Consider the following 26,962-nt stretch of genomic DNA (forward strand, 5'->3'; position numbering starts at 1 on the left):
GCGGCCCGTCGTCGTCGGTGATCTCGGCCAGGTCAGCGTGCGCGCCGCGGTCGCGCAGGGCGTCGCGCGCGCCCCGCAGCCGCGCGGGGTCCTCCAGTGGGCTGTGCAGCAGGATGAGGCCGGGGCTGTCGGTGTTCAGGGCCGGGTCTCCTCGACGAGCCAGGCGAGATAGCCGGGGTTGCCGCCCTCGACGGGTACGGCGATGATCTCGGGGACGTCGTAGCGGTGCACCGACCGCAGGTGCTCGACGAGGTCGGGCAGGCGGTCCCGCGCGGTCTTCATCACCACGCGCCACTCCCGGTCCGCGCAGATCTCGCCCTCCCACCGGTAGTAGCTGGTGATGGGCTCCTCGACCTGGGCGCAGGCGACCAGGCGCCGGTCGACCACCGAGCGCGCGAGGTCGTCGGCGGATTCGCGGGTGTCGCTGGTGGTCTCGACGCGCACGTGCGCGTCCGCGTGCTCGCGCTCTTCAGCCATCGCTCGGCTCCGATCCGCTGCTCGGCTGCTGGCCGCCGCGGGCGCGGGCGGGCCCGTGCGCTCCGAGCGGTGGCCGGCGCACCCTAGGCTCGGTGATCATGAGCGACCGCGACGAACTCCTTCGACACATCAACGATAAAGCCGTCGTGCACGGCCGGGTCACGCTCTCCTCCGGCCAGGAGGCCGACTACTACGTGGACCTGCGGAGGGTGACCCTCGACGGCGAGAGTGCGCCGCTGGTGGGCCGGACGCTGCTGGAGGCCACCGCCGACCTGGGCTACGACGCGGTGGGAGGTCTGACCCTGGGCGCCGACCCGGTCGGGACCGCGATGCTGCACGCCGCGGCCGCGCAGGGGCGGCGGCTGGACTCCTTCGTGGTGCGCAAGGAGGGCAAGGCGCACGGGCTGCAGCGCAGGATCGAGGGGCCGGATGTGGCCGGTCGCCGGGTGCTGGCGGTGGAGGACACCTCCACGACGGGCGGTTCGGTGCTCACGGCGGTCGCGGCGCTGCGCGAGGCGGGGGCCGAGGTCGTGGGAGTCGCGGTCATCGTCGACCGGGGTGCACGGGCGCGCGTGGAAGCGGAGGGGCTCGACTACCGGACGGTGTTCCGGCCGGAGGAGCTGGACGTCTGAGCGCGCGGGCGGCACAGGCGGAGCGCCCGGCCCGCGGTCTGTGCCGGGTGAGTGCTCAGGGCTGGACGGCGAAGCTGTAGCCGGGGTCCTCGCCGGCGACGTCCCGGCGCTCGCCGTGGACGTAGACCTCGACCTCGCTCGGCCGACCGATGGTCACGCTGAGGGTGCGCTCCTCGGTGAAGCTCAGGTACTCATCGGTCCGCAGGGTGGTGTCGGCGAGGACGTCGCCGCCGGGTACGGTCACCACCACTTCGCTGGACTCGCCGACCGCCCTGATGTACAGGGTGCCGGTCTGCATCTCCTCGGCCTGGGCGTCGGCGGTGGTGCCCGCCGCGCCTTCGGGTACGGCGGCGGCGTCGCTCCCGGAGGGCAGCGACTTGTACAGGAAGAATCCGCCGAGGATCACGAGAGTGATGAACAGCACGATCACTCCGCCGATGGCCACCATCTGGGCGATGCCTCGCGGATCGTTGCGATGTCGTCCCACGCTGCTGAATGTAGCGTGTATCACCGCGGACATTCGACGGTAGGACGCCAGATATATGTCCGAATCGCGCCCCTGCGCTCCGTTCAAGCCGTCGAAAACACGTAGGGTGACCGGTCTCGACGATCGGCGCACGTGCGGGCGCGGCCGCCGGAACCGGGGCGCCCGCGCGGCGGTGCACGGCCGCCGGTTTGGTCTAGACCTTTCGTTCCGACGCCGACTTCGCGATACTTGCTCCGGCAACCCACTGGGTATTTCCGCACAAGAGGCGGTTCCGCGGAGACAGCCGGGGCCGCTCGTAAGACACTCCAGGCCAACCAGGGAGTCAACACCATGCCTATCGCTACCCCAGAGGTCTACACGGAGATGCTGGGCCGCGCGAAGTCGCAGGGCTTCGCCTACCCGGCCATCAACGTGACCTCCAGCCAGACCCTCCACGCCGCGCTGCGCGGCTTCGCGGAGGCCGAGAGCGACGGCATCATCCAGGTGTCCACCGGCGGCGCGGAGTTCCTGTCCGGCGCGACCGTCAAGGACATGGTCACGGGGTCGATCGCCTTCGCCGAGTACGCCCGCATCGTCGCCGAGAAGTACTCCGTCAACATCGCCCTGCACACCGACCACTGCCCCAAGGACAAGCTCGACGGCTTCGTCCGGCCGCTGCTGCGCGAGTCCTCCGAGCGCGTGGCCAAGGGGCAGCAGCCGCTGTTCCAGTCGCACATGTGGGACGGCTCGGCCGTGGAGCTGGAGGAGAACCTGGAGATCGCCCAGGAACTGCTGGCCGCGTCCAACGCCGCGCGGACCATCCTGGAGATCGAGGTCGGCGTGGTCGGCGGCGAAGAGGACGGCGTCGTCGGCGAGATCAACGAGAAGCTCTACACCACCCCCGGCGACGCGCTGCGCACCGCCGAGGTGCTGGGCACCGGCGACAAGGGCTACTACATGACCGCCCTCACCTTCGGCAACGTGCACGGCGTCTACAAGCCCGGGCACGTCAAGCTGCGCCCCGAGGTCCTCAAGGAGGCCCAGGAGGCCGTGTCCGAGAAGTACGGCAAGACCAAGCCCTTCGACTTCGTCTTCCACGGCGGTTCCGGGTCTACCCTTGACGAGATCCACGCGGCCATCGACTACGGCGTCGTGAAGATGAACCTCGACACCGACACCCAGTACGCCTTCACCCGGCCCATCGCGGACCACATGCTCAAGAACTACGACGGCGTGCTGAAGGTCGACGGCGACGTGGGCAACAAGAAGTCCTACGACCCGCGCGCCTACGGCAAGGCGGCCGAGGCCGGCATGGCCGCGCGCGTGGTCGAGGGCTGCCGGCAGCTGAAGTCCGCGGGCAACAAGATGAAGTAGCGCCCGCCACAGGCCGGTCCCTGGTTCCCCACGAACCGGGGGCCAGCGCGTGCCCGGTCGCCACACTTCCATGGGCGGACGCGGGCGGCCGGGCACGCCATCAGGCGGGGCGGCGCTGGCAGGATGGAGGCATGGACCTGCAACAGAACCTGCTCGGCGAGCCGCCCGCCACTCACCTGAACGAGACCCCCGAAGCCGCCGAGGCGCTGGCCGCGGGCACCGACCCGGCCGAGGTCGCCGCCCGCTTCCCCGCCTACTCGGCGGCGTGGGCCGCCCTGGCCGAACGCGCCTTCGAGGCCGGCGAGGACGTCGCCGCCTACGCCTACGCGCGCACCGGCTACCACCGCGGGCTCGACCAGCTGCGCGGAGCCGGGTGGAAGGGCCACGGCCCCATCCCGTGGGAGCACGAGCCCAACCGCGGCTTCCTGCGCGCCCTGCACATGCTCGCCTCCGCGGCCGAGGCCATCGGCGAGACCGAGGAGGCCCGGCGCTGCTCGACCTTCCTGCGCGAGAGCAGCGCGACCGCCGCCGAGGCGCTGAACGCCTAGCGCGCCGGGCCGGGGCCACCGGTGGTGGCCGACGCCCCTCCGGCGCCCCGGCCGGCGGCGCGCCGACGCCCCACTGCTCACCGCCCCCGTACGGGGGGATCGTCCCTTAACGCCTCAGCACGGGTCGTGTACGCTCAATGCGCAAGGGCCCCTGTCGCTTGCTTGCGCCAGGGGCTTGCTCATGTGCGGTGCACGCGACCATCCACGCTCGGTCGAACGAATGAAGAGGTAGACCCGGATGCCGGCGATCACGCTCGTTGGAGCCCAGTGGGGAGACGAGGGCAAGGGTAAGGCCACCGACCTGGTCGGCAACCGGGTCGACTACGTGGTGCGCTACCAGGGAGGCAACAACGCGGGGCACACGGTGGTGATCGGCGACCAGAAGTACGCCCTGCACCTGCTCCCCTCGGGCATCCTCTCCCCCGACGTGGTTCCGGTCATCGCCAACGGCGTCGTGATCGACCCGGCGGTGCTCTTCGAAGAGCTGCGCGGCCTGCGCGAACGCGGTGTCAGCACCGAGCGCCTGCTCGTCTCGGCCAACGCGCACATGATCATGCCTTACCACCGGGCGCTGGACAAGGTCACCGAGCGATTCCTGGGCAAGGGCCGCATCGGAACCACCGGCCGCGGCATCGGCCCCACCTACGCCGACAAGATCTCGCGCACCGGCATCCGCGTGCAGGACATGTTCGACCCCAAGATCCTGCGCCAGAAGCTCGAACTCGCGCTGAACGACAAGAACCAGGTGCTCACCAAGGTTTTCAACAGGCGCGGCGTGGAGCTGGACCAGGTCTTCGACGAGTACATGGGCTACGCCGACGAGCTGCGCCCCTTCGTCGCCGACACCTCCCTGGAGCTCAACCGGGCGCTGGACGCCGGCAAGACCGTCTACCTTGAGGGCTCCCAGGGCACGCTGCTGGACATCGACCACGGCACCTACCCGTTCGTGACGTCCTCCTCGCCGACCGCCGGCGGGGCGTGCTCCGGGGCGGGCCTGGGTCCCACGCGCATCACCAAGGTCGTGGGCATCGTCAAGGCCTACACCACCCGCGTGGGCTCCGGCCCCTTCCCCACCGAGCTGCACGACGAATGGGGCGACTGGCTGCGCCAGAAGGGCGGCGAGTACGGCGTGACCACCGGGCGCAACCGGCGCTGCGGCTGGTTCGACGCGCCCATCGCCCGCTACGCCACCCGCATCAACGGCATCACCGACTTCTTCCTGACCAAGCTCGACGTGCTGTCGGGACTGGAGCGCATCCCGGTGTGCGTGGGGTATGAGGCCAACGGCACCCGCCACGACGAGATCCCGATGACACAGACGGATTTCCACCACGCGGTCCCGGTCTACGAGTACCTTGACGGCTGGAACGAGGACATCTCCCACGCGCGGAGCTTCGAGGAGCTTCCCAAGACCGCGCAGGCCTACGTGCGTACCCTTGAGGAGATGGCCGGAGCCCCGGTTTCCGCGATCGGGGTCGGTCCGGGGCGCGACCAGACCCTCGAGCTGCGCTCCCTGGTCTGACCCCGCGACCTGTCCCCTGCTCTCCCCACGACAAACAAAGGGTCCGTGAAGTGAAAGCCCTGGTCCTCGGCGGCGGTGGCCGCGAGCATGCCCTGGTCCGCGCCCTGTCACTCGACCCCGGGGTGACCGATCTGCACTGTGCTCCCGGCAACCCCGGAACCTCCGAACACGCCGACAACCATGTGATCAACCCCGTCGACGGACTCGCGGTGACCGAGCTGGCCTCCCGGATCGGCGCCGAGCTGGTGGTGATCGGACCCGAGGCGCCGCTGGTGGCGGGGGTGGCCGACGCGCTGCGCGAGCGCGGTATCCCGGTGTTCGGCCCCGACCAGCAGGCGGCCCGCCTGGAAGGCTCCAAGGGCTTCGCCAAGGAGGTCATGGAGGCCGCCGGGGTGCCCACCGCACGCTCCCGCCTGTGCCGATCGCCCAGCCAGGCCGCCGAAGCGCTCGACGCGTTCGGGCCGCCCTACGTGGTCAAGGACGACGGGCTGGCCGCCGGCAAGGGCGTCGTGGTGACCGAGGACCGGGCCGAGGCCGAGCGCCACGCGCGCGAGTGCGGCCGCGCCGTCGTCGAGGAGTACCTGGACGGCCCCGAGGTGTCGCTGTTCGTGATCAGCGACGGCATCCACGCGCTGCCGATGCTGCCGGCCCAGGACTTCAAGCGCGCCTACGACGGCGACCGCGGGCCCAACACCGGCGGCATGGGCGCCTACGCCCCGGTCGCCTGGGCGCCCGAGGGCATGGTCGACGAGGTCATGGAGACCGTGGTCGGTCCCACCCTCACCGAGATGGCGCGGCGCGGCATCCGCTACCAGGGACTGCTCTACGTTGGCCTGGCGCTGACCTCGCAGGGGCCGCGGGTCGTGGAGTTCAACGCCCGCTTCGGCGACCCCGAGTGCCAGGTGCTGCTGGACCGCCTGGCCACGCCCATCGGCGGGCTGCTGCAGGCAGCCGACATCGGCGGCCTCAGCTCCAGCACCAAGCTGGAGTGGCGCGGCGGAGCGGCGGTGACCGTCGTGATCGCCGCCGAGAACTACCCCGCCGAGCCGGCCAAGGGCGACCCGGTCACCGGTATCGACGCCGCCTCGGCGCTCGACGGCGCCTACGTGCTGCACGCCGGCACCGCCTGGAGCGGGGTGCGCGATCTCACCTCGGCGGGCGGCCGGGTGCTCGACGTCGTCGGCACGGGCGACACCCTCGCCCGCGCCCGCGAGCGCGCCTACCAGGCCGCCGAGCTCATCGACCTGCGCGGCAGCTTCTACCGCACCGACATCGCCGAGCGGGCGGCGGCCGGCACCGCCTGAGCCGACGGCCCCACCACCGGGAGCACCTGCGAAAATGGGCGGGTGATCGAGCGCTATACCCTTCCGGAGATGGGGCGGGTCTTCTCCGACGCCCACAAGTACGAGCTCTGGTGCCAGGTCGAGACCCTGGTGCTGGAGGCCCACGCGCACGACGGGACCGTGCCCGCCGACGCGGTGGAGCCGGTGCGCGCCGCACCGCCGCCCACCCCCGAGCGGGTCGCCGAGATCGAGGCGGTCACCCAGCACGACGTGATCGCCTTCCTCACCGCCTGGGCCGACAACACCGAGCCGCGCGAGGCCGCCGCCTGGGTGCACTTCGGTATGACCTCCTCGGACCTGCTGGACACCGCGCTGGCCGCCCAGCTGGTCGAGGCCACCGACATCCTGCTGGCCAAGGCCGACACCCTGGTCGCCGCGCTGCGCGACCACGGCCTGGAGCACCGCGGCACCCTGCGCGTGGGCCGCACGCACGGCATCCACGGCGAACCCGACGTGTGGGGCCACCGCGTCGCCGACTTCGCGTTCGGGCTGGCGCGCTCGCGCGACCGGCTGCGCCGCGCCCGCGAGGCGGTCGGCGTGATGGCCATCTCCGGCCCGGTGGGCACCTACTCCAACATCGATCCGCGCATCGAGTCCTACGTCGCCGAGCGCATGGGCCTGCGCCCGGCCGACGTGTCCACCCAGGTGGTGCTGCGCGACGGCATCTCCGAATGGGTCTCGTGCCTGGCCATCATGGCCACCGTGTGCGAGGCGGTCGCCCTGGAGGTCCGCCACGGCCAGCGCACCGAGGTGCGGGAGCTGTGGGAGCCCTTCGGCAAGGGCCAGAAGGGCTCCAGCGCGATGCCCCACAAGAAGAACCCGATCCTTTCCGAGCGGATCTGCGGCATGGCGCGCAACGTGCGCGCCCAGATCGTGCCGGTGATGGAGGGCATCCCGCTGTGGCACGAGCGGGACATCTCGCACTCCTCCACCGAGCGCATCTCGCTGCCCGACGCCGCGATCGCCGCCGACTACCTGCTGCACGTGACCACGCGGCTGGTGAGCGGGCTGGTCGTCGACACCGACCGGATGCGCGCCAACCTCGACTCCACCGGCGGGCTGATCTACTCCTCCACCGTCGTCTCGGAGCTGATCGAGACCGGGGCCTCGCGCGAGGACGTCTACGCCCTGGTGCAGGCCGCCGCGATGGGCACCTGGGACTCGGGCACGCCCTTCCGCGAGACGCTGCGCGCGGAGGCCGCCGAGCGCGGCGTCGCACTGGACGAAAAGCGGCTGGACGAGGTCTGCCGCCCCGAGCGCTTCGTGCGGCGGCTGGACGGGCTCTTCGACCGCCTGGCGAAGCTCAGCTAGGGCGCGCAGGTCCTGCGGCCGGGCTACCCGGCCGGGTGTAAGCGCGCCCGCACGCGGGCGCTCAGGGCCCGTGCGCGGGCGCGTGCACCGCTGGGCGCCCCCTCCCGTCCGGGCCGCCGCCGGCGCAGCGCTGTGCAACCGCCGGGACCCGGATAGCGAACCTTGGAGCCGTCTTGACCGGCCCGTGCGGCCGGCCCGGCCGCGACACGCCCGGTACTCGCGTGCGGGCCTGCGCACACCACGGCGCGCGGACCGCACCGCTCCGGCCGGCCCCTGCGCGCGTCGGGGCCGGTCACGGGCGCGGCGGCGGCCGCGGCGCCGCTCCTGCGCGGACGGCGCGCGGGTGATCCGAAGCACGATGTCTGCGAAGGGAACGCGCAGGACATACAGTGGAAGCCGCCCTTTGCCCGGACGCCGGGAAGCCCAGCACCCCGCAAAGGGCGCCCCAACAACCCGCCATCTCCGGAACCGGCGCGCCACCTGGTATTACGCCCGAAGTACGCCTTGCCTGCCGCAGTCGGCATGAGGACCGCCTCAGCGGGCACACGACTCGTAGTGCCAGTCAGCGCCCTGAACCCGAGCCCGGACACTCGCCGATGGCTACCAGGTTGAGCCCGCCTCGTCGGAACGCTCCACCTGGCATCCGCGTCTGAGAACGCACCGATGTCCGACGAGAACGACCCCTACACCTAAACAGCCTCACGAAGGAGCACATGAGCATGGGCCAGGAGGTTCGTTACCGCGTCCGCGGCGGCCGTCCCTTGAACGGGACGGCTTTCATCCAGGGCGCGAAGAACGCCGTGCTGCCGATGATCGGCGCCGCCCTGCTCGCGGCCAAGGGGCGCACGGTGCTGCGCAACGTCCCCCTCATCGAGGACGTCCACCGCGCGCTGGAGCTCGCCGAGCACATCGGGGCCAAGGTGGAGTTCCACGAGGCCGAGCGCACGGTGGTGATCGACGCCTCCCAGCTCAACGACCCCGAGCGCGCCGTTCTGCCCGCCGACATCGCGTCCCGGTTCCGCGGGTCCGTGCTGTTCGTACCGGCGCTGATGCACCGTATGGGCCGCGCCCGGATCGAGGGTGTCGGGGGATGCAACCTCGGCAGCCGCAAACTCGACTTCCACTACCGGGGCTTCGCCCGCCTCGGCGCCGAGGTCACCGAGGACGACGACCGCAACCACATCAACATCGAGGCCGGCAACATGCGGGGCGGCCACCTCTACCTGGACACGCCCTCCCACACCGGCACCGAGAACCTCATCATGGCGGCTGTGCTGGCCCCGGGAACCACGGTCATCGAGCACGCGGCCCTCGAACCCGAGGTGATCGACGTCATCGAGTTCCTGACCCGCATGGGCGCCAAGATCAGCGGTGGCGGCACCGGCTTCATCACCGTCGAGGGCGTCGAGGAGCTCGCCGCGGTCGAGCACACCATAATGTCCGACCGCATCGACGCCGGCGTCTTCGCGATGATGGCCGCGGCCACCGGCGGCGAGGTCAGCCTCGTCGGAGCCCACCTGGAGCACCTGGGCGTCGCCCGCTGGAAGCTGGAGCAGATGGGCGTGGAGTTCGCCCAGCAGGGCGCCGTGCTGCACGTGCGCCGCGACGCCGGCGCCCCGCTGCGGCCCATCAACGCCGTCACCTCGCCCTACCCCGGCTTCGCCACCGACCTGCAGTCGCCGCTGATGGCGCTGGCCACCATGGCCGAGGGCGAGAGCTACCTGCACGAGGCGATCTACGACGGCCGGTTCGCGCTGGCCGACGAGCTCACCAAGATGGGTGCGAAGATAGAGGTCGACGGCACCCGCGCCATCGTCCACGGCCACACCGCGCTCCGCGGTACCCCGGTGGTCGCCCACGACCTGCGCACGGGCGCCGCTCTGGTGCTCGCGGGGCTGGTCGCCGAGGGCGAGACCGTGGTCGCGCCCGGTTATCTGGTCGACCGCGGTCACGCTCAGTTCGAAAAGCGGCTGGTCGCATTGGGTGCCGACGTTGTGCGTGAAGGCACCGAATAGTCACTGAATTCGCAGATAAGGCCGGGGTGGGGGTGTCCGGCTCCCACCCGGGCTTTCGGCGTTCTGTGTGAAACGATCTTCATTGGCCCCGCACAATGGGTACGATCTCGGCAACCATGCCGTGACAGGGAACAGGTTCGGGAAAACCAGTGGGCGCACATAGTGAAGAGCGTGGAATGGTAGCGGGGAGCAGCCCGAGGTGAGTGCGCAGCGAACTGGCGATCTGACGATTGGTGTCATCGGTCCCCATGAAGTGGTCGAGCGGGTGATGCTCATGGGACCGGGGTCCACGGGACCGCTCAACGCCAGACTCATCGCCGCCGCGTATCGAGATGAGCAAGAGGCGACCGACAAGGTGCTGCGCCTGGGGTCGGCGATCGACGCGTATCTGTTCGCCAGCCCCGTCCCCTACGAGTTCGCGCGGAAAGCGGGCGTGCTTACCATGCCCGCCACCTACGTGCCTCTGGGCGGAGCCAGCCTGCACGAGGCCCTGCTGCGGGCCACCCTGGACGAACGGCTCGATCCCACCCGGGCCAGCCTCGACGTCCTCAGCCGCACCGACGTCGTCGAGGCCTACTCCGAGGTCGACCTGCCCGTCGACGGCATCCACGTGCACGAGGAGCTCACCAGCACGGCCCAGCTGACCTCGTTCCACGAGGGCCTGTGGCGGCGCAAGTCCACCCGCATGGCCATCACCTGCGTGCGCGGCGTCGCCGAGCGGCTGGAGTCGATGGGCGTCCCGGTGATGCGCCTGCGGCCCACCAACGCGGGGGTGCGCAGCGCGCTGCAGACCGCCGGGCTGCTGGGCGCCCACCACCGCCTGGAGGAGGCGCAGCTCGGCGTCGTCATCGTCGACGTACCCACGCTGCGCGACTCCTCGCGCCGCTCGACGCCCCGCTACTGGCGCGACGAGCTCCGGCTGTCGCTGCAGCGCCTGCTGCTGCAGGAGGCGCACCGGATCAACGCCACGGCGCACCCGGTCGACGACCACACGTTCATGGTGACCGCCACCCGCGGCTCGCTCGTCAGCGCGACCGAGGGGTTCCGGCAGCCGCCGTTCGTGGAGCGGATCAAGGCCGAGCTGGGCATCGCGATCGAGGTGGGCATCGGCATGGGCCGCACCACGCAGGACGCCGAGACCCACGCCCGCGCCGCGCTGAGCCGGGCACAGGCGACCCGGCAGAGCTTCGCGGTCGACCGGGAAGGCCGGTCGCTGGTGCCCGCGCAGCGCGCGCCTCAGCGCCAGGCGGCCGAGCCGCTGCGGACCAAGGGGCGCGAGACCCTGCTGCGACTCTCGGAGAAGATCGCCGAGGAGGACGGCCCCCTCGTGGTCGACGCCGAGAACGCCGGGCGGATGCTGGGCGTGACCCCGCGCACGGCCCGGCGGCTGCTGCGCACCCTGGTCGAGGAGGGGCTCGCCTGGCCGCTGCCGCCCAACCGCACGCTGCAGCCGGGGCGGCCGCGCCAGCTCTACCGGCTGATCCTGGAGAAGCTGGACAAGGACAAGGCGGGCAAGTAGCCGCTTCCGGCACGTTCCAAAGGGATCGGGGGCCGGCCGCCGCTGTCCACGGCGGCCGGCCCCCGATCGCGTTGCGCGGGAACGGGCGTGCATGCGTTCGTGCGAGGCGAGGCTGGAGCTCGCGGGGCCTGCCACCGCGCGGCCGATCGGGCCGTCGAGCCGCCGGGACGGCCCGGCGGGTGCGTCGGGCCGCCGGCCGGTCAGTCGCGGTTGCGGTGCGGGAACTCGCGGGCGACGGCGAGGAGGGCGTCGTTGTCCTCCGCGGTGCCGATGCTCACGCGCGCGCCCTCGCCCGGGAACGCGCGCACCGCCACACCCTCGGCCTCGGCCGCGGCGGCGAAGTCCCCGGTGTGCTCGCCCAGCCGCAGCCAGACGAAGTTGGCCTCGGTCGTGGGGACCTCCCAGCCGTCGGCCAGCAGCGCGTCGCGCACCCGTTCGCGCTCCTTGACCGTGGCGGCCACGCGCTCCAGCAGCTCCTCCTCGGCGGCCAGCGACGCCACGGCGGCGGCCTGGGCGACGTGGTTGACGGCGAAGGGGACCAGGGTCTTGCGTACGGCGGTGGCGATGCGCGGCGGGCCGATCAGGAAGCCGACCCGCAGCGCGGCGAGCCCGTAGGCCTTGGAGAACGTGCGCAGGACCGCGACGTTGGGGCGGTCGCCGAAGCTCGCGGCGCCGTCGGGCACCTGCGGGTCGCGCACGTACTCGCGGTAGGCCTCGTCGAGCACGACCAGCACGTGCTCGGGCACCCGGTCGAGGAACGCGGCCAGCTCGGACTCGCGCACGGCGGTACCGGTGGGGTTGTTGGGGTTGCACACGAAGACGGCGCGGGTGCGGGCGGTGACGGCATCGGCCATGGCGTCCAGGTCGTGGGCCTCGCCGCGCAGCGGGACGGTCACCGGCGCGGCGCCGGACAGCTCGACCAGGAGCGGGTAGGCCTCGAACGAGCGCCATGCGTAGACGACCTCGGTGCCGGGTTCGGCCGTGGCCGCCAGGATCTGCTGCAGCAGGCCGACCGAGCCCGCGCCCAGGGCGATCCGCTCCTCGCTGACGCCGAACCGGCGGGCCAGCGCCGCGGTGAGCTCGGCGGACGCGGCGTCGGGGTAGCGGTTGAGGTCCGCCGCCGCGGCGGCCACCGCCTCGCGCACGGAGGGCAGCGGGCCGTAGGGGCTTTCGTTCGAGGAGAGCTTGACCGACCGGCCGCCCGGCGAGACCACCTTGCGCCCGGGCTTGTAGGCGGGGATGGTTTCGAGCGCGTCCCGGAGATATGGCGAATTCGGCTCCGACACCGTTATCCTTCCTCGATACTCTGTGCAATGCCCAGGCTACTTTCGGCGATCACCGCCGGAGAGAAGCGCCTGCGGACCTCAGCGGCAATATCGCATAGAAGAGGAAACAGCACCATGGAGCACCCCCTGCCAGCACGAAGGGCGACGACTGCGGCACTCGCCGTGCTCGCTCTCGCCGCCGCGACCGCCTGCGGCGGCGCCCAAGGGGACGACAGCGAGGGCGGCGACGCCCGCGCCGGCGAGGCGCAGCGGCTGCACAAGGCACAGTTGGTGCAGTTCGAAAAGGCAAAGGTGGTTCCCCAGCGAAGCGAGACGGGCACCTACTCGGAGCTGTCGACCACCAAGCAGACCGACAAGCTGCGCAAGACCGCCGAGCTGGACAAGCCGCAGTGCATGGACGCCGCCAACCAGTGGGCGGACCTGCCCGAGGTCCGCAAGGCGCCCACGTCGCTGGCCACCTTCGCGCGGGGCGACGACACCATCACCCACACCCTGATCGCGGTACCGGAGGAGACGGCCGAGGAGGTCGTCTCCGCCTCGCCGCCCGAGGGCTGCGACAGCTACGAGGCGACCATGAAGGACGGGTCGACGACCTCCTACCGGCTCAAGGAGGTCGATATGGAGCAGATCGCCGACGGGTCGCGCGCGTTCGCCGTGGAGACCGCGATCGGCGGCGAGAAGGTGTGGCTGTACAGCCTCGTGTACCGCAACGGCGGGTACCTGGGCACCACCACCGCGCTGGGGCCGAACTCCGAGGACGACTACCGCGACACCGTCGCCGCCTTCACCCGCGAAGCGGTGGAACGCGAGGACAGGCTGCTGGCCTGAGCGGGCGCGGACCGCGGGGGCGGATGGGCGCGACGGCCTGCGGACGGGCCCGGGCCTACGGGCGCGGATGCGGGCGGCGGGGGGATCGGCGCACGGGCGTCCGCGTCCCCGCGACGGCGCGTGGACACCCGTACACAACCCGCCGCCGGGAGGGTGGCGCACCGGACCCCTCATCCACTACAGTTCCCAGTGATCGAACACCTGTTCGAGATTGGAGTGGGGGGCATGACCACGGCAGCGCACGTCAGGGGTCGGACCGCGTCCCGACCCACCGGGGTCGGGCGCGCCCCCCACTCCCCGTTCGACGACCGCCGCGCACTGCGCCGGGTCGACTGGGACGCGCCGTCGTCTGCGGCTTTCTACCGCTCTCTAGAGGCAGCGCTAGAGCCGCGTATAGAGTCCGATGGCATGGACCCCGTGCGCAATCCCTACGCCCCGGGCGCCGGCCAGCGTCCCCCCGAGCTCGCCGGGCGCGAGCGCGAGCTGCGCCAGTTCGAGGTCGTGCTCGAACGGGTGGCCCGGGGGCGGCCCGAGCGCAGCACGGTGCTCACCGGGCTCCGCGGCGTCGGCAAGACCGTGCTGCTCAACACCTTCCGGTCGATGGCCATCCAGCGCCTGTGGGGTACCGGCAAGATCGAGGCCCGCCCCGACCAGTCGATCCGCCGCCCGCTGGCGGCCGCCCTGCACATGGCTCTACGCGAGCTCGCGCCGCGCCACCGCGCGCCCGACCGCATCGAGCACGTGCTGGGCGTTCTGAAGGCGTTCGCCCAGGCCAAGGAGGACGAAGCCGCATCCGGCAAGTCCGGCGCCAAGGCAGCCAAGGGCGGTCCGCGCTGGCAGCCGGGCATCGACGTCCCGGCCGTTCGCGGACGGGCCGACTCCGGCGACCTCGAAATCGACCTGGTCGAGCTGTTCCTCGACGCGGCGTCCGTCGCCACCGACCTGGGTGTGGGCATCGCGCTGTTCATCGACGAGATGCAGGACATCACGCCCGACGACGTCTCCGCCCTGTGCACCGCCTGCCACGAGCTCTCGCAGAACGGCGGGCCGCTGATCGTGGTGGGCGCGGGGCTGCCGCACCTGCCCGCGGTGCTGTCGGCGAGCAAGAGCTACTCCGAGCGCCTGTTCCGCTACACCCGCATCGACCGGCTCAGCCGCGACGCGGCCGACTACGCGCTCACCGCGCCGGCCGACACCGAGGAAGTCTCCTTCGACCCCGGAGCGCTCGCAGCGCTCTACGAGGTCTCCGACGGCTACCCCTACTTCGTGCAGGCCTACGGCAAGGTCACCTGGGACCACGCGCTGGACACCCCGATCACCGCCGAGGACGTCGAGATCGCGGCCCCCGAGGCCGAGGAGGAGCTTGCGGTCGGCTTCTTCGGCAGCCGCTACGAACGCGCCACCCCGGCCGAGCGCGACTACATGCGGGCGATGGCGTCCCTGGGCGACGAGCCGGTGCAGACCACCGAGGTCGCCACCTCCCTGGGCCGTCGGCCCTCCAGCCTCTCCCCGGCCCGCGACAGCCTGATCAAGAAGGGCCTCATCTACAGCGCCGAGCGCGGCACCATCGCGTTCACCGTCCCGCACTTCGGCCGCTTCCTCCGCCGCCAGCCGGACTGAGGGAGTACCGGGGGCGGAGTGTGTCGGGTGGTATCGGTGTTTCTTGTGTTTCCGCTAGAGACCGCTAGACGGAACGAGAGAGACCGAGGCACGGCCGTCGCTAGAGGTCTCTAGGGCGATCTAGCACATGCCCTAGAAACCGCTAGACACCCGCATAGGCATCGACCGGCGCCGCACCCACCAGCCGGCGCCCCGTTCTACCCGCGCCCTGCGCGCGAGCCGACCTGAGGAGGAAGTCGTGCCCGGCGGCCTCTCACCGCGCCTCGCCCGGGTCGTGGAGGCGCTTCCCTTCACACCGGAGTCGCGCATCCTGGAGATCGGGTGCGGACCGGGCGCCGCCGCCCGAGCGGTCGCGGCCCGCCTGGAGTCCGGCCACATCCTCGCGATCGACCGCTCGGCCGCGGCCGTCGCGCAGGCCGAGGCGAGCTCCGCCGCCGAGATCGCCTCCGGCCGGATGAGCCTCCGCCAGGTCGCTGCCGAGGACTTCGCGCCGGAACCCGGCGAGGCCCTCTTCGACATCGCCTTCGCGATCCGCGTCGGAGCGTTCGACGGCCGCCATCCCGCCGCCGGTCGGCGCGCCCTGCGGCGCGTCGCCGCCGCCCTCGCCCCCGGCGGCCGGCTGTTCACCGACGGCGGCGACCCCCTGAAGGAGATCCCGGTCCCACACCGGCGGTGAGGCCCGGCGCGGGGCGCGGCGGCTCCGGCATGCACGCGCGCAAGGCGGGCAGGAGCCGCGGCGCACTTGCCGCGCGGTCGCGGCCCGGCCCTCCATCACCTCCTAGAGCAGTTCCGCGAGGGAACACTCGGCCATCGGCCCCCGCATGGCCGCCCCCCTGCCACCCATGATCCGGGGGTGGTGCCACCGGGGCCGAAGGCGCCGACCGACCGCTCATGGAAGCACGATCCGCCCCCGCGCAGGATTTCGTGTTGTGGACGACGGCAGCCGGTGCCCGCCCCGGCCGGGTACAGCGTTAGATGGGCGGCCCACCACGATGGACACCCCCGAGCACACGGGCGTCTACCCCGGCTTGGATGCGGACGAGGGCGACCACCACGCCTGCGCCCTCTGGAACCGCGGGGGCGCCGCCGACTCCCGTGCAGGACACCGGCTCCACCGCTCGGCCGCGCTTGCCCACGGGCCGACCACCCCGGCCGGCGGCGCCGGACCCGCCGACTCAGCCGGGCACCTGGGAGTCGGCCGCCGTGGTGCCGTCCCCCTCCTCCGCGGCCGCCGAGCCGGTCGCCGCGGACGGCTCCCCGGTCGCCCCCTCCGCCTCCTGCGCGGCGCGCCCTCCGCGGGCCCTTCCTACGGTGCGGGTCCCGCCGTCCGCGGGGCCGCCCAGCGCCGAGAGGACCGTGCCGGTCTCGCGGTCGGCGATGACCGCGCGCACAGCGGGCCGACGGCCTTCCAGCGGGACCCCGAACACCACGTCGACGGCCCGGCCGCTGCGCCGGCCCGGGAACAGCAGGAACCGCCAGCAGCCCTGCCGCCACACGTCGACCGGCTCCATACCCTCCACCGCCGCCGTGTTGACGCGCCACACGTCGCTTGCCCGCAGCCGGGCGAGGGTCCGCCGCAGCGGGACCTCGCGCACCGCGCACGGCTCCCGGCGCAGGGCACGGCGGGCCGACTCGACCAGCTCGGGGGAGAGCGCGCCGATCACCAGCGCCTCCACCGCCAGCACCGCGCCGTGGCCGGCCGACATCCGCATCGCCGCCCCGGCCGCGGTGGCGGGGACCCCGACCGCTACGAGGGCCGACACCGCCAGCAGGCCGCTGCGCGCGATGCTGCGCCAGTCCACCGGGGTCGTGCTGAGCCCGCCGAAGCAGCCGCACCCGGCCTCGGGCGCGGTGCGCCGCAGGACCACGAGCGCGACCACGCCGCCGGCGAAGAGCACGGCGGCAGCCACGCGCGCGGCATCACCCGCCGCCCCGCCGACACCGATCAGCGCCGAGGCGACCACCGCCTCGGCCGCGCCGTGGCCGAGGGTCGCCGGCCTGCGCCACGCGATGGGCAGCAGCACCGCGGGGCCCTGGCCGCGCGGAGAGCGGTCGGCCAGCTTGGCCGCCGCACCCGCCAGCAGGATCGCCGCCAGTACGAGAACCTGCGTCTCGCGGACCGCGTCGAGCACGTTCGTCACCCCACCGCCAGAGTCGCGGCGAAGCAGCCGGTCTCCGGCCGACCGCCCAGTGCCAGGAAGCTTGCCAGGGTCAGCTGTGCGATCCGCCCCTCCTCGCCGCCGCCGCAGTCGGCGCAGCGGTCGCAGAAGCGGGACGAGACGGCGGCGCAGTCGACCAGGGGCAGCACCGCCGAGCGATCCGCGCACTCGTTGCGCACGCCGACGGTCGTGCCGAGCGAGAGCAGGGGCAGCGGACGGCAGGCGCGCACCCGGTCGCACTCGGGACCGCAGTCGCTCTCGCGGTCGAGGGCCGGATAGGCGGCGCCGCGCAGGTCGCCCTGCGCCGGATCGCCGACGGCGGGGTCGTACCAGGAGACCGTGCCCCGCACCCGGCCCCCGACGGCGGCCGGCGCCTTGGGCGGAGCCGCGTCCCACACCGCGAAGGGCGGCTGGGTGGTCGCCGGCACGGACGCATGAAAGGCGCCGTCCTCCCACACGCCGATCGCGTCGAACAGGTAGCCGGGTTCCGGCACCGGATGGCGCACGCCGATCCGGCCGGACACCCGGTAGGGCACGACCACCGCGCGGCGTCCGCCCGTGTGGCCGGTGTCGACCTCCAGCTCCTCGCCCGAGCGTCCGGCGATCACCCCGGTGACGCGCGCGATGCCCGCCCAGATCCGCTCGGCGACCCACCGGCCGGCGCGGCACCGCACGAGCACGTCGTCGCCGACACGCAGGTCCGAGACGCCGACCTCGCCGCCGCGCCAGAACGTCGTCGCCGCCTCGAAGAGGAACCGCTCCTCACCCCGGGACGTCGCCACGCCGAGCACGTGCCGGGACACATCGGTGACGACGCCGCGGACGACGGGGTCGGCCTCCGGCACCCCGGTCGGCTCCGGAGCCGCGTGTTCTCCCAGCACAGCGGCTGTGTAGCGCCGTCGGGCGCGCACATCGACCGGCATACCGCCTCCTTCGGTGTCCTGGCCCCATTGTCGCCGCGGGCGGCGCGGCCGCGGCGCCACACGCCGGGGTCGCCGCATGTCGCGGCCGCAGCGGTACCGGAAAGGGCGGTCGGCGCGCCGCCGACCGCGGACGGCGGCCTCGGGGCAGCCCGACCGGGTGCGCGGCCGCAACGGCGGCCGACCACCGCGCTCCCGCCGATGACCCAGGGTGACGCGGCGCGGCGGCCACGCGAAGCGGGAGCTCCCCGTGCGAACCGCCCGGGCGACCATGGCCTGCGACAACTCGAATCCCCTACACAGCAAGGCACCGAACGTCCCATTTGTGTAGAGATGAGGCCGATGAGAGCTGCCGATTACTCCCGCCGTGACACAGTGAAACCACGGTGACGATGTGAGCCGGGGATGCGTTCCGGGCAGCGGTCCGCGTGCGCGCCCTACCGACTCCGGGGCGGTGATCGCGTGACGGGAACAGCGCACAAGTCGAGGTACGAAGAGTTCTCCGCCTACGTCAGCGACCGCGGGCCCGCACTGCTGCGCATGGCGCGGTCCCTGGCCAACAACAGCTCCGAGGCCGAGGACCTGCTGCAGGCCGCCCTGATCAAGACCTTCTTCGCCTGGGACAGGATCGCCAGCCCCAACGCCCGCGACGGCTACGTCCGCCGCGCCATGGTCAACACCCAGATCTCCGAATGGCGCCGGCAGCACATGTCGATCTATCCCACCAGCGACATCCCCGACCAGCGCATCGAAGACCCCACCTGGAAGACCGACCTCGCCGACTCCGTCCACCGCGCCATCAGCCGGCTCCCCGACCGGCAGCGGACCATGGTCGTGCTGCGCTACTACCAGGACATGACCGAGGTCCAGATCGCCGACCGGCTGGGCGTCACCCTCGGCACCGTCAAGAGCACGCTCTCCCGCGCGGTGAACAAGCTCCGCCAGGACGCCGACCTCACCATCGACCGCGCGACCACCTGACCCGGCCCCGGCGGCGGCCCCCGGTCATTCGTTTTGCGCCGAGCACCGGGCGCTCGGTAGTGTTGATCCGGCCAGGAGGCTTCGCCTAGTCCGGTCTATGGCGCCGCACTGCTAATGCGGTTAGGGTTCACGCCCTTCCGGGGTTCAAATCCCCGAGCCTCCGCAGGCGAGAGGGGTCCTGCCGCACAGCGGCAGGACCCCTCTTATGTGCCCTGGTTGCAGTTCTCGTTGCAGTCGGCGATCCACCGTCCTCTATGGGGCATACGAGGATCGCCGCGCCCATGCGCGCCGCCGCCTCCGGTGCGGCCGCGGTGGTGTCTGCGGCCGCGCCGAGCGCCCTCGCCCAAGCCCGCCGTATCCACGGGCCGGAGGGGACGGGAGCCCCATCAACCGCGGTTCAGTCCCGCGGGAAGCGACGCTTGATCTCCTGGAGTACCGCCCTCCAGAGCCACAAGGCCGTGGCCGGCCCGGCGACGAGCATCGCGATGCCCGCGTACACCGTCTGATCGGCTCCCGCCCCGATGCAATGCTCGAGGGGGTAGTCGATCCCGCTCTCCCAGAGGAAGCCGCACTCACCGTAGCCTTCCCCGAACGCAGGCACCGGACCGAGGAGGAGGAAGGCGGCCACCCCCCACGCCAGCACGGCGACCGCGGCCACATGCCAGTAGCGGGTGCCGATGTACTCCCCGATCGGGGCCGGCTTGCGGGTGGTGTCGCTCATCCGGGGCTGCTCCATCCACGGTTGCGAAAGCGGCGTCCACTCAAGCACATCCCCCGCGCATACACGGACGCGGGTCCGCATGCGGCCGGACGCACCGAGCGGCTTCTCGGCCCGTCCGAACACGGGGGTGCGATAACCGCGGTTGCGGCGCCGCCGCTTCGCCGTGTTGCGGACTGCGTTTTCGAGGGCGGTCCGCGGGAATCCGCCTGGCTCCGCTCCCCGTGCAGGGGCGGCCGGTCGCGCACGCCCGCGCGGGACTCGGGTCAGAAGACGGGACCCCACCAGCCGAGGTGTTCGCCGAGGTAGGCCGCTCCGATGAGCAGGAGGACGAAGGCGTAGCAGCCGAGGAACTCCAGGCAGCCGGTTTCGCGCATGAGCCAGCCGAGGACGATCAACAGGAGGACCGCCGAGGCCGGACCGATGATGATCACCTGGTGTTTTTACCCGCTCATGACCCTGCGGACACCCGTACACCCAATCGACGCGGCCTGGAACCCGAGCGCCGCCGCGTCCGGCGCGAGGGGCTCACCCGGGGATCGTGGTGACCCGCACGGAGCCGGTGCCGTCCATGATCTGCCAGGAGTTGGCGAGCACCCGGGCGATTGGCAGGAAGTCGCGCTCGGCCGGGGTGGTGATCTCACTGCCGGGGTCGAGCGCGGCAAAGACGCACCAGCCCTTTCCGGCGACCTTGCACGCCCATGGGGCCAGTTCAGCGGGCATCTCCTCGGGCAGAGCGCCGTCCGGCTCCGGCTCCAGCGCGATCCCGCGCCGGTCGGCTTCGCGCTGCATGACGCGGGCGGCGTGCTCGCCCACTGCCAGGTGCGTCACTGGTCACTCCTTCGAGGATCGCGCCATGACCCGTACTCGGTGCGGTCGGCCGCCCCGACACGTTCCGCCGTGGAACGACGATAACCGGTCGCCCCGCGCCGAAGGGCCGCCAAGCCGATAACCGCTCCGGCGGCGGCCGCGCGCCCAGGGCTGCGGCCTGCCGGGGCCGCGCGGCCGACCTGCGCGATCCCGTCACGGTATGCCGTAGCGGATCTTGTCCTCGCAGGCGCGGGGCAGGCCCGTCTGGCGGGTGCACTGCTCGATCTGCTCCTCGACCGAGGGCACACCGCCCGTTCCGCCCGTGGGCGCGGGCTCGGGAGGGAGTGCGGAGCGCGGCTCGGACACCGTGGCCTCGGCGTGCAGTGCGGAAGGCGGCGACCCGGTCGCACCCGTAGGCCCGGGAGCGGAGGGCGTCGCCCCACTGCCGGGCAGGGGGGAGGTCTCGGCCCGCGGAACGCCGGTCGCCGCTCCCTGCGAGCATCCGGCCGCGAGCAGGAGTCCGGCCGCGAGGACGGCGACGCGCACGGCACCTCCAACAATGGGGCGAAGACGCGTCTCCGCCGGTATCCGGAGGGACGCGCGCAGACGGCGGCGGGTTGTCCGTGCGGCGGCGCCGGTCCGGCCCGTCCCCCGGCCCGCAGTGGCGGCCTACCCGGCCGCTCCGCCGGCCGACTGGCGGAGGAGTCGGGTGGCGAGGTCGCGGGCCGTGCGCATCCTGGCCTCGCCGCCGTCGATGCCGCAGTGCGCGATGGCGCCTTCCAGCAGCAGGAACACGTGCTCGGCCAGGTCCTCGGCGTCGGCGCCCGGGGCGTCCTCGGCGATCAGGTCGGCGAGGCGGGTGCGCACGGCGCGCTTGTGCTCCCGGATGACGTCCCAGCCCGCGTGGCCGGGGGGCAGCTCGGCGGCGGCGTTGATGAAGGCGCAGCCGCGCTCGACCTCCAGCCGGGGGTGCGAGAGGTAGGCGTCCATCAGCGCCGGCGTCCGCGGCGGCGGGGCGGCGGCCAGGCGCTCCTCCAGGTGGGCCCACCAGTCCTCGTGGCGCCGGCGCAGGTAGCGCACCACCAGCTCGTCCTTCGAGCCGAAGCGGTCGTAGAGGGTCTTCTTCGTCACGCCGGCGGTGTCGGCCACCAGCGCCACCCCGACCGCGTTGATGCCGTCGCGGTAGAACAGGCTGCCCGCTGCGTCGAGGATGCGCCGTCCGGCCGGTGTCGTGTCCGCTGCTGTCGCCATACTCCTGACTATACCTACCGGTGGGTTGACCTATGCCGGGAGACCGACCATCCTGAGAGGTATACCGATCGGTTTATTCCACGGAGGGGTGAAGCATGACGGGGCGACGCACAGACGGCGGCGGCTCCACCGCACCGGCGCCGGCAGCCGGAGCCGGGACCGTGCCCGCGGTGCGGCTCGCGGCGGCGGGGATCACGCTCATCGCGGCCTGCTACGGGCTCGCGCGCTTCGCATACGGGCTGTTCGTGCCGGTGCTCGGCGCCGAGTTCGGCCTCAGCGCCGCGGCGGCCGGCGCCATCGCCTCGGCGAGCTACGCGGGCTACTGCGCGGCCGTCGTCGCGGCCTCGGCCGCGACCCCTCGGTGGGGGCCGCGCGCCGTGGCCGTGGCAGCGGGGGCCGCGGCGGCGTCCGGCACCGGGCTGATCGCGGCCGCGCCCGGCGCCGCGGTGCTCGCCGCCGGCGTGGTGCTGACGGGGGTCAGCAGCGGCGCCGTGTCCCCGCCGCTGGCCGGCGCGGTGGCGCGGTGGGTGGAGCCCCGGCGCGCCGACCGGGTGCAGAGCGTCGTGAACGCCGGAACCGGGCTTGGCGTCATGGTCTCGGGGCCCGTCGCCCTGCTGTTCGCCGAGGAGTGGCGGCTGTCCTGGGCGGCGTTCGCCTGCGCCGCGACCGCGGCGACGCTGTGGACGGCGGCGGTGGTCCCGTCCCACCGCCGGCGACGCGCGGCCGGTGCCCGAGCGGGCGGCCACGGAGTGGGCGCCGGGGCGGGGGCCCGGGCAGGGGCCGGAGCGGGCTCCGCGCCCGAGCGCCGGGACCTGCCGGCGCGCACGTCCTCAGCGCGCGGGCTTCCGGCCGGTGCGCTGCGGATGCTCGCCGCAGCGGGGGTCATGGGCGCGGCCAGCTCAGCCGTGTGGACCTTCGGCCGCGACGTCGCCGTCGCGCAGGGGGCGAGCGAGCCCGCCTCCACAGGCATGTGGATCGTTCTGGGCGCGGCCGGCCTGCTCGGAGCACTGACCGGGGACGTCGCCGCCCGCGCCGGACTGCGCCGCGCGTGGTTCGGCGGAATGCTCGCGCTGGCCGCCGCGACAGCGGGGCTCGTTCTGGCAGCGGGCGGCACGCCGGGAATCCACATCGCGGGCGGCCTCTTCGGCGCCGTCTACATCGCGCTGACCGCTGTCCTGCTGCTCTGGGGAACGCAGGTCTACGCCGACGCGCCGGCGTGCGGCGTCGGCGCCGCGTTCCTGGCGATCGCGGCCGGCCAGGCCGCGGCGGCGCCCGCGGTCGGCGCCGTCAGCGACGCCTTCGGCCCCGGCGCCGCGTTCGCGTCCGCTGCGCTGGTGGCCGCTGCAGGCGCCGCGCTGGGGCCCCCGCGAGGCCGGCGGCCGCACGGGCCGGACCGCGCGCAGGAAGACCGAGCGCCGGCCGGAGGGCGAATGCGCGAGCCCGACGCGGTCCCGGGAGCCGAGAGGGTTCCCGGCGCCGAGGGGGTCCCCTGCGGCCGGTGATCGCGGCGGCATTGCGCTCCCGATCGCGGGTAGCGGTCGCGGCAGCGCCGTGGTCCGTCCACGGCCGTGCCGAGAAAGGAGGCGACGGTGTCGGAGCCGCTCGGCCACGAGCCCGCAGAGACCCATGACCGCGAGTACGCGCCGGTGCTGCGCGAGGACAAGGAGCAGCCGAGCCGCAGGCAGGCCCGCGCCCGCGCGCGGAAGGTCACCGGCACCGGGGTGGAGACCCCGGTCCGCGCCGACCCCGGCGCGGACGACGGCACCGAGGCGCGTTCGGAGCTGGAGGCCGACAGAAGCGACGGGGAGGACCGGGAGGCGCCCGGGTCCCCGAAGAGGGGGCAGGGCCGGGAGGAAAACCGGCCCTCCCGGGAGGTCTCGGACGGCGGAGCGGGATCGGACGGCGGGGAGCCCTCCGGCAGGCGGGAGTCCTGAGCCGGCCTGGGCCCGGGGCACCGTTCGAAGGGGCCGGAGCCCCCGCGCCGTCGCGGCAGACCGCACACCGGCAGGCGCGCCGAGGACCGCGCGCCGGGCGAGCGACCGCCGTCGCCTGATACACCGCTCTCCGAGAACCGCGTCACCGCACCGCCGGCAACCGCAGCGGCCGCCGGGCGGTACCCGCCGTGCCCGCGGCCTCCACAGGCGCTCACCCGTCGGCAGCGCCGGAAGCGCCCTCTCGCGGAGCGCGTCCTCCCGCCGCCTCCTTCGGTTCCGCGCGGCCGGTGCGCAGCAGGCGGAGGGTGTCGCGGCCGAAGGACCACACCAGCAGCACCAGCGCGCCTCCGGTCACGGCTGTCGCCGCCGGCACCGGCAGCACCTCGAACGCCGCCACCACCAGCGCGATCCCCTGGAGAGCGGCGACCGCCCGCCGGGCGTCGGACGGCGGGAGGGGCGCCCGCAGGCGCGGAACCAGGCGGCCCGCCGCGGCGAACGCGTAGCGCATCGCGCCGATCGCCAGCACCCACCAGCCCAGCACCGACACTGCCACATGCACGCTGAGCACCAGCAGCAGCAGTGCGTCGGCCTCCATGTCGAACCGCGCGCCCAGCGGCGACGCCGTCCGCGTACGCCGGGCCACCGCGCCGTCCACCGCGTCCAGCGCCAGCGCCACCGCTGCAAGGCCGGCCAGCAGGCCGCTCGGCGCATCGCCGCCGAACAGCCCGTCGCCGACGAGCGCGGCCACTCCCGCGATCAGGCCGGCCCGCGCAAGGGTCACCGCGTCCGCGGGGCCGGCGGGTCCGGCATGCCGGCGCCGCTGGGCGGCCGTGTAGGCGGTCCACGTGCCCACGACGCACAGCGACCCCGCCGTCCAGCCCGCCGCACCCAGCCCTGGTGCCGCGGAGAGTCCCGCCAGCAGCACGAACGCCGCCAGCGCCGCGACGGTCTGGGCCCCCGGCAGCGGCAGGGGCGCGCCTTCGGCGCGTGCGCGGCCGGTCGGGCTCTTGGCCTCCCGCACGGCCGCGCGGCCGCACCCGGCGTGCCGTCGCCGTCCGGCCCTCGGCTCTGGCCCCGCAGCCCGCATCGACGCAGCCTCCCCGCCGGGCACCCGCGCCTCGTCGCCGGGTCGCGCCCTCACGTACCGGGTATCGTACCCAGCATCGCCCGACACCCGCCGGGAGGAACCGTGACGCGCTCCGCATCCGCGTTCTGGATCAGCCGACCCGGCTCCGGGGAGATCCGGCGGGCCGGACTCCCCGAGCGCGGACCCGGCGACGTCGAGGTGCGCACGCTCTACTCGGCCGTCAGCCGGGGCACCGAGGCGCTGGTCTTCCGCGGCGGCGTGCCCGAGAGCCAGTACGCGGCGATGCGGGCGCCCTTCCAGGACGGCGGCTTCCCCGGCCCGGTGAAATACGGGTACCTCAACGTCGGCCGCGTCGAGGCCGGACCTCCAGAGCTGCTGGGGCACGCCGTCTTCTGCCTCTACCCCCACCAGACGCGCTACGTCGTTCCCGCCGATGCGGTCACCCCGCTGCCCGACGGCGTCCCGCCGCACCGGGCGGTGCTGGCGGGCACGGTGGAGACCGCCGTAAACGCGGTCTGGGACGCCGCGCCGCTGGTCGGCGACAGGATCGCGGTGGTGGGCGGCGGGATGGTCGGCTGCGCGGCAGCCGGAGTGCTGGCGGGCCTGCCCGGCGCGCGGGTCCAGCTCGTGGACACCGACTCCGCCCGGGCGAGCACCGCGGACGCGCTCGGCGTCGGCTTCGCCGCTCCGGGGGAGGCGGCCGAGGGCTGCGACGTGGTCGTGCACGCCAGCGCGACCGAGGAAGGGCTGTCCCGCTCGCTGGAGCTGCTGGCACCGGAGGGCACCGTGGTCGACCTCAGCTGGTACGGCGACCGCCGGGTCGCCCTGCCGCTCGGCGAGCACTTCCACTCCCGTCGGCTGACCATCCGCTCCAGCCAGGTCGGCACCGTCTCGCCCGCCGCCGCACGCGGCGGACGCGGCTACGCCGAGCGCATGGACCTGGCGCTGCGCCTGCTCGCCGACGCCGCGTTCGACGCGCTGATCACGGGCGAGAGCGCCTTCACCGACCTGCCGGACGTGCTCGCCCGCCTGGCCGACGGCGCCCTGCCGCCCCTGTGCCACCGCATCGCCTACCCCGCGGCCGACGGCTGAAATAGATTCTCGGTCCAGGCTCAGCCGTCGTCGCTGGGCAGAACGTAAGCATCGGGCGTCCCCACCGGCACGGAATTGCCCGCCCTGCGGTCCCTCGGCTGCGCATGCAGTGAGACGCGAAACTCTCGTGGTGACATCCCGACAACGCGCCGAAAAGCGGTACTGAAAGCACTTTCGGATTTGTATCCGATGGCCCCTGCTATGGCTGTGAGGGAGTCCTCCGTGCGCAGCGCGGCACGCGCCAGCTGCATTCGCCACTCGATGAGGTAGTCCAAAGGAGGCCTTCCTACCCTGTTTCTGAAGTTCGCAGCGAATGCCGACCTCGACATCATCGCGGTTTCAGCGAGCTCTTCGAGCGTCCAGCGATGGCGCGGTTCGGCATGTATGGCTCGCAACGCCGCCCCGATCCCGTCATCGGCGACCGACGCGAGCCATCCCAGGGGCTCATGGGACGAACCGGCGTGCGACCTCAGCATATACACCAGAAGAATCTGGGCCAGATGCTCAAGAACCAGAGACCGGCCCGCCTTTTGAGATTCAATCTCGTGGACGAGGAGGGTCGCAATATTCCAGAGCGACCTTCCGTCGGTATCTCCTGCTTTAACAAGCATGGCCGGAGGGAGCGATAAGAAGAGGGTCGATGCATCGGCATCCTGAAACTCGAAGTCGACGCTGCACGTGTACGTTGCGGAGCCTTGAGAAATCGTTGGTCCACTCGCGGAGACCTCCGTGCGGGGCGGCCCGTTCGAGTCGCGGGCCCGGGCCGCCTCAATCGAGCTCCCGAGCCCATAAGGGGGCGGGTTGCCGAGAAGATAGAAGTCGCCTGTGCCCAGGAAAAGAGGGTCCAGTCCGTCGATGCACAGCCAGCATTCGCCTTCCACTATCACGCCGAGCTTGATGTGCGGGAAGGGGGAGAACCGAGCCCCCCACGGCGCCGCCGCGCGGAGCGGGACGGGAGCGACGGTCTTGGGGCGGGCCAGCGCTAGGGCGTCCCGGATGGGGTCATGTGCATCGAGGGTGACCTCAGCGCTGGACGATCGGTAAACATTACTGGACTCCATGTTATGGA

27 protein-coding genes and 1 tRNA gene are annotated in these 26,962 nt (G+C 73.0%); 16 read left to right on the forward strand and 12 right to left on the reverse strand.

The genetic code is table 11. The features are described 5' to 3' along the window. Window positions 1–135: 135 nt before the first annotated feature. On the reverse strand, window positions 136–477 hold the full coding sequence (gene cutA / locus ABD284_RS05175; RefSeq protein WP_344141235.1) for a divalent-cation tolerance protein CutA: 342 nt from the start codon (window positions 475–477) through the stop codon (window positions 136–138). Between the two features lie 98 nt (window positions 478–575). On the opposite strand from cutA, the gene pyrE reads away from it, so the two are divergent. After that, complete coding sequence (gene pyrE / locus ABD284_RS05180) at window positions 576–1,109, forward strand: orotate phosphoribosyltransferase (RefSeq protein WP_344141236.1); 534 nt, start codon at window positions 576–578, stop codon at window positions 1,107–1,109. 55 nt (window positions 1,110–1,164) lie between these two features. Here pyrE and ABD284_RS05185 read toward each other — a convergent pair whose 3' ends face one another. Next, window positions 1,165–1,596: a RodZ domain-containing protein gene (locus tag ABD284_RS05185; protein ID WP_344141237.1), complete on the reverse strand. Its 432-nt coding sequence runs from the start codon at window positions 1,594–1,596 to the stop codon at window positions 1,165–1,167. A 330-nt stretch (window positions 1,597–1,926) separates the two neighbouring features. On the opposite strand from ABD284_RS05185, the gene fbaA reads away from it, so the two are divergent. The 7 genes from fbaA (at window position 1,927) to ABD284_RS05220 (ending at window position 11,207) form a co-directional block, all read left to right on the forward strand. Beyond that, window positions 1,927–2,949 carry a class II fructose-bisphosphate aldolase gene (gene fbaA, locus ABD284_RS05190; protein WP_344141238.1) on the forward strand — a complete coding sequence of 341 codons (1,023 nt, stop codon included), beginning with the start codon at window positions 1,927–1,929 and terminating at the stop codon, window positions 2,947–2,949. 131 nt (window positions 2,950–3,080) lie between these two features. Then, on the forward strand, window positions 3,081–3,497 hold the full coding sequence (locus ABD284_RS05195; protein WP_344141239.1) for a DUF3151 domain-containing protein: 417 nt from the start codon (window positions 3,081–3,083) through the stop codon (window positions 3,495–3,497). Window positions 3,498–3,735: 238 nt separating this feature from the next. Continuing rightward, entirely contained in the window at window positions 3,736–5,019 is a 1,284-nt protein-coding gene (locus ABD284_RS05200; protein ID WP_344141240.1) for an adenylosuccinate synthase, read from the forward strand. A 50-nt stretch (window positions 5,020–5,069) separates the two neighbouring features. Then, a complete protein-coding gene (gene purD, locus ABD284_RS05205; protein WP_344141241.1) occupies window positions 5,070–6,323 on the forward strand; it encodes a phosphoribosylamine--glycine ligase in 1,254 nt (417 codons plus the stop codon). Window positions 6,324–6,365: 42 nt separating this feature from the next. Next, a complete protein-coding gene (gene purB / locus ABD284_RS05210; RefSeq protein WP_344141242.1) occupies window positions 6,366–7,673 on the forward strand; it encodes an adenylosuccinate lyase in 1,308 nt (435 codons plus the stop codon). A 713-nt stretch (window positions 7,674–8,386) separates the two neighbouring features. Continuing rightward, entirely contained in the window at window positions 8,387–9,688 is a 1,302-nt protein-coding gene (gene murA / locus ABD284_RS05215) for a UDP-N-acetylglucosamine 1-carboxyvinyltransferase (protein ID WP_344141243.1), read from the forward strand. A 253-nt stretch (window positions 9,689–9,941) separates the two neighbouring features. Then, window positions 9,942–11,207 (forward strand): transcriptional regulator, encoded by a 1,266-nt coding sequence (locus tag ABD284_RS05220; protein ID WP_386699745.1) that lies wholly within the window; start codon window positions 9,942–9,944, stop codon window positions 11,205–11,207. Between the two features lie 200 nt (window positions 11,208–11,407). Here ABD284_RS05220 and hisC read toward each other — a convergent pair whose 3' ends face one another. Beyond that, window positions 11,408–12,493, reverse strand: a complete 1,086-nt coding sequence (gene hisC / locus ABD284_RS05225; protein WP_344141245.1) for a histidinol-phosphate transaminase — start codon at window positions 12,491–12,493, stop codon at window positions 11,408–11,410. Window positions 12,494–12,607: 114 nt separating this feature from the next. Here hisC and ABD284_RS05230 point away from each other — a divergent pair, with 114 nt between their 5' ends. The 3 genes from ABD284_RS05230 to ABD284_RS05240 all read left to right on the forward strand — a co-directional run bounded on the left by ABD284_RS05230 (window position 12,608) and on the right by ABD284_RS05240 (window position 15,617). After that, a complete protein-coding gene (locus tag ABD284_RS05230) occupies window positions 12,608–13,321 on the forward strand; it encodes a hypothetical protein (RefSeq protein WP_344141246.1) in 714 nt (237 codons plus the stop codon). A 408-nt stretch (window positions 13,322–13,729) separates the two neighbouring features. After that, window positions 13,730–14,941: an AAA family ATPase gene (locus ABD284_RS05235; protein ID WP_344141247.1), complete on the forward strand. Its 1,212-nt coding sequence runs from the start codon at window positions 13,730–13,732 to the stop codon at window positions 14,939–14,941. A 238-nt stretch (window positions 14,942–15,179) separates the two neighbouring features. Beyond that, a complete protein-coding gene (locus tag ABD284_RS05240; RefSeq protein WP_344141248.1) occupies window positions 15,180–15,617 on the forward strand; it encodes a methyltransferase domain-containing protein in 438 nt (145 codons plus the stop codon). A gap of 499 nt (window positions 15,618–16,116) precedes the next feature. On the opposite strand, the gene ABD284_RS05245 is transcribed toward ABD284_RS05240, so the two are convergent. Continuing rightward, entirely contained in the window at window positions 16,117–17,082 is a 966-nt protein-coding gene (locus tag ABD284_RS05245; RefSeq protein WP_344141249.1) for a MauE/DoxX family redox-associated membrane protein, read from the reverse strand. Beyond that, window positions 17,079–18,023, reverse strand: coding sequence for a hypothetical protein (locus tag ABD284_RS05250; protein ID WP_344141250.1), 945 nt, complete (start codon window positions 18,021–18,023; stop codon window positions 17,079–17,081). Before ABD284_RS05250 ends, ABD284_RS05245 begins: the two co-directional genes overlap by 4 nt. A gap of 459 nt (window positions 18,024–18,482) precedes the next feature. Here ABD284_RS05250 and ABD284_RS05255 point away from each other — a divergent pair, with 459 nt between their 5' ends. Continuing rightward, window positions 18,483–19,001 (forward strand): SigE family RNA polymerase sigma factor, encoded by a 519-nt coding sequence (locus ABD284_RS05255; RefSeq protein ID WP_344141252.1) that lies wholly within the window; start codon window positions 18,483–18,485, stop codon window positions 18,999–19,001. A gap of 74 nt (window positions 19,002–19,075) precedes the next feature. Further along, window positions 19,076–19,164 (forward strand) — tRNA-Ser (locus tag ABD284_RS05260). Window positions 19,165–19,398: 234 nt separating this feature from the next. Here ABD284_RS05260 and ABD284_RS05265 read toward each other — a convergent pair. From ABD284_RS05265 to ABD284_RS05285, 5 genes are all read right to left on the reverse strand, one after another. Beyond that, the gene (locus ABD284_RS05265) at window positions 19,399–19,722 is read right to left on the reverse strand and encodes a hypothetical protein (protein ID WP_344141254.1); all 324 of its coding nucleotides are present in this window, start codon (window positions 19,720–19,722) and stop codon (window positions 19,399–19,401) included. 263 nt (window positions 19,723–19,985) lie between these two features. Next, the gene (locus ABD284_RS05270) at window positions 19,986–20,153 is read right to left on the reverse strand and encodes a hypothetical protein (protein WP_344141256.1); all 168 of its coding nucleotides are present in this window, start codon (window positions 20,151–20,153) and stop codon (window positions 19,986–19,988) included. A gap of 94 nt (window positions 20,154–20,247) precedes the next feature. Next, complete coding sequence (locus ABD284_RS05275) at window positions 20,248–20,550, reverse strand: hypothetical protein (RefSeq protein WP_344141257.1); 303 nt, start codon at window positions 20,548–20,550, stop codon at window positions 20,248–20,250. Between the two features lie 192 nt (window positions 20,551–20,742). Next, a complete protein-coding gene (locus ABD284_RS05280) occupies window positions 20,743–21,075 on the reverse strand; it encodes a hypothetical protein (RefSeq protein ID WP_344141258.1) in 333 nt (110 codons plus the stop codon). 123 nt (window positions 21,076–21,198) lie between these two features. After that, the gene (locus ABD284_RS05285; RefSeq protein WP_344141259.1) at window positions 21,199–21,780 is read right to left on the reverse strand and encodes a TetR/AcrR family transcriptional regulator; all 582 of its coding nucleotides are present in this window, start codon (window positions 21,778–21,780) and stop codon (window positions 21,199–21,201) included. A 95-nt stretch (window positions 21,781–21,875) separates the two neighbouring features. Here ABD284_RS05285 and ABD284_RS05290 point away from each other — a divergent pair, with 95 nt between their 5' ends. Then, window positions 21,876–23,282 (forward strand): MFS transporter, encoded by a 1,407-nt coding sequence (locus ABD284_RS05290; protein WP_344141261.1) that lies wholly within the window; start codon window positions 21,876–21,878, stop codon window positions 23,280–23,282. Between the two features lie 87 nt (window positions 23,283–23,369). Next, window positions 23,370–23,714 (forward strand): hypothetical protein, encoded by a 345-nt coding sequence (locus ABD284_RS05295; RefSeq protein ID WP_344141263.1) that lies wholly within the window; start codon window positions 23,370–23,372, stop codon window positions 23,712–23,714. A 211-nt stretch (window positions 23,715–23,925) separates the two neighbouring features. On the opposite strand, the gene ABD284_RS05300 is transcribed toward ABD284_RS05295, so the two are convergent. Next, window positions 23,926–24,735, reverse strand: coding sequence for a CDP-alcohol phosphatidyltransferase family protein (locus ABD284_RS05300; RefSeq protein WP_344141264.1), 810 nt, complete (start codon window positions 24,733–24,735; stop codon window positions 23,926–23,928). Between the two features lie 168 nt (window positions 24,736–24,903). Here ABD284_RS05300 and ABD284_RS05305 point away from each other — a divergent pair, with 168 nt between their 5' ends. Then, window positions 24,904–25,893, forward strand: a complete 990-nt coding sequence (locus ABD284_RS05305; protein WP_344141265.1) for a zinc-dependent alcohol dehydrogenase — start codon at window positions 24,904–24,906, stop codon at window positions 25,891–25,893. Window positions 25,894–25,913: 20 nt separating this feature from the next. Here ABD284_RS05305 and ABD284_RS05310 read toward each other — a convergent pair whose 3' ends face one another. Next, complete coding sequence (locus ABD284_RS05310) at window positions 25,914–26,954, reverse strand: AraC family transcriptional regulator (protein WP_344141266.1); 1,041 nt, start codon at window positions 26,952–26,954, stop codon at window positions 25,914–25,916. Between the last annotated feature and the right edge of the window lie 8 nt (window positions 26,955–26,962).

Origin of the sequence: Streptomonospora arabica, assembly GCF_039531585.1 — a bacterium.
Classification (GTDB): Bacteria; Actinomycetota; Actinomycetes; order Streptosporangiales; family Streptosporangiaceae; genus Streptomonospora; species Streptomonospora halophila.

What these genes read in the sequence shown, in the direction of transcription:
- cutA (WP_344141235.1), bottom strand. Translation starts at nt 477, where the DNA reads ATGGCTGAAGAGCGCGAGCACGCGGACGCGCACGTGCGCGTCGAGACC.
- pyrE (WP_344141236.1), top strand. Translation starts at nt 576, where the DNA reads ATGAGCGACCGCGACGAACTCCTTCGACACATCAACGATAAAGCCGTC.
- fbaA (WP_344141238.1), top strand. Translation starts at nt 1,927, where the DNA reads ATGCCTATCGCTACCCCAGAGGTCTACACGGAGATGCTGGGCCGCGCG.
- ABD284_RS05195 (WP_344141239.1), top strand. Translation starts at nt 3,081, where the DNA reads ATGGACCTGCAACAGAACCTGCTCGGCGAGCCGCCCGCCACTCACCTG.
- ABD284_RS05200 (WP_344141240.1), top strand. Translation starts at nt 3,736, where the DNA reads ATGCCGGCGATCACGCTCGTTGGAGCCCAGTGGGGAGACGAGGGCAAG.
- murA (WP_344141243.1), top strand. Translation starts at nt 8,387, where the DNA reads ATGAGCATGGGCCAGGAGGTTCGTTACCGCGTCCGCGGCGGCCGTCCC.
- ABD284_RS05230 (WP_344141246.1), top strand. Translation starts at nt 12,608, where the DNA reads ATGGAGCACCCCCTGCCAGCACGAAGGGCGACGACTGCGGCACTCGCC.
- ABD284_RS05235 (WP_344141247.1), top strand. Translation starts at nt 13,730, where the DNA reads ATGGACCCCGTGCGCAATCCCTACGCCCCGGGCGCCGGCCAGCGTCCC.
- ABD284_RS05250 (WP_344141250.1), bottom strand. Translation starts at nt 18,023, where the DNA reads ATGCCGGTCGATGTGCGCGCCCGACGGCGCTACACAGCCGCTGTGCTG.
- ABD284_RS05265 (WP_344141254.1), bottom strand. Translation starts at nt 19,722, where the DNA reads ATGAGCGACACCACCCGCAAGCCGGCCCCGATCGGGGAGTACATCGGC.
- ABD284_RS05285 (WP_344141259.1), bottom strand. Translation starts at nt 21,780, where the DNA reads ATGGCGACAGCAGCGGACACGACACCGGCCGGACGGCGCATCCTCGAC.
- ABD284_RS05290 (WP_344141261.1), top strand. Translation starts at nt 21,876, where the DNA reads ATGACGGGGCGACGCACAGACGGCGGCGGCTCCACCGCACCGGCGCCG.
- ABD284_RS05310 (WP_344141266.1), bottom strand. Translation starts at nt 26,954, where the DNA reads ATGGAGTCCAGTAATGTTTACCGATCGTCCAGCGCTGAGGTCACCCTC.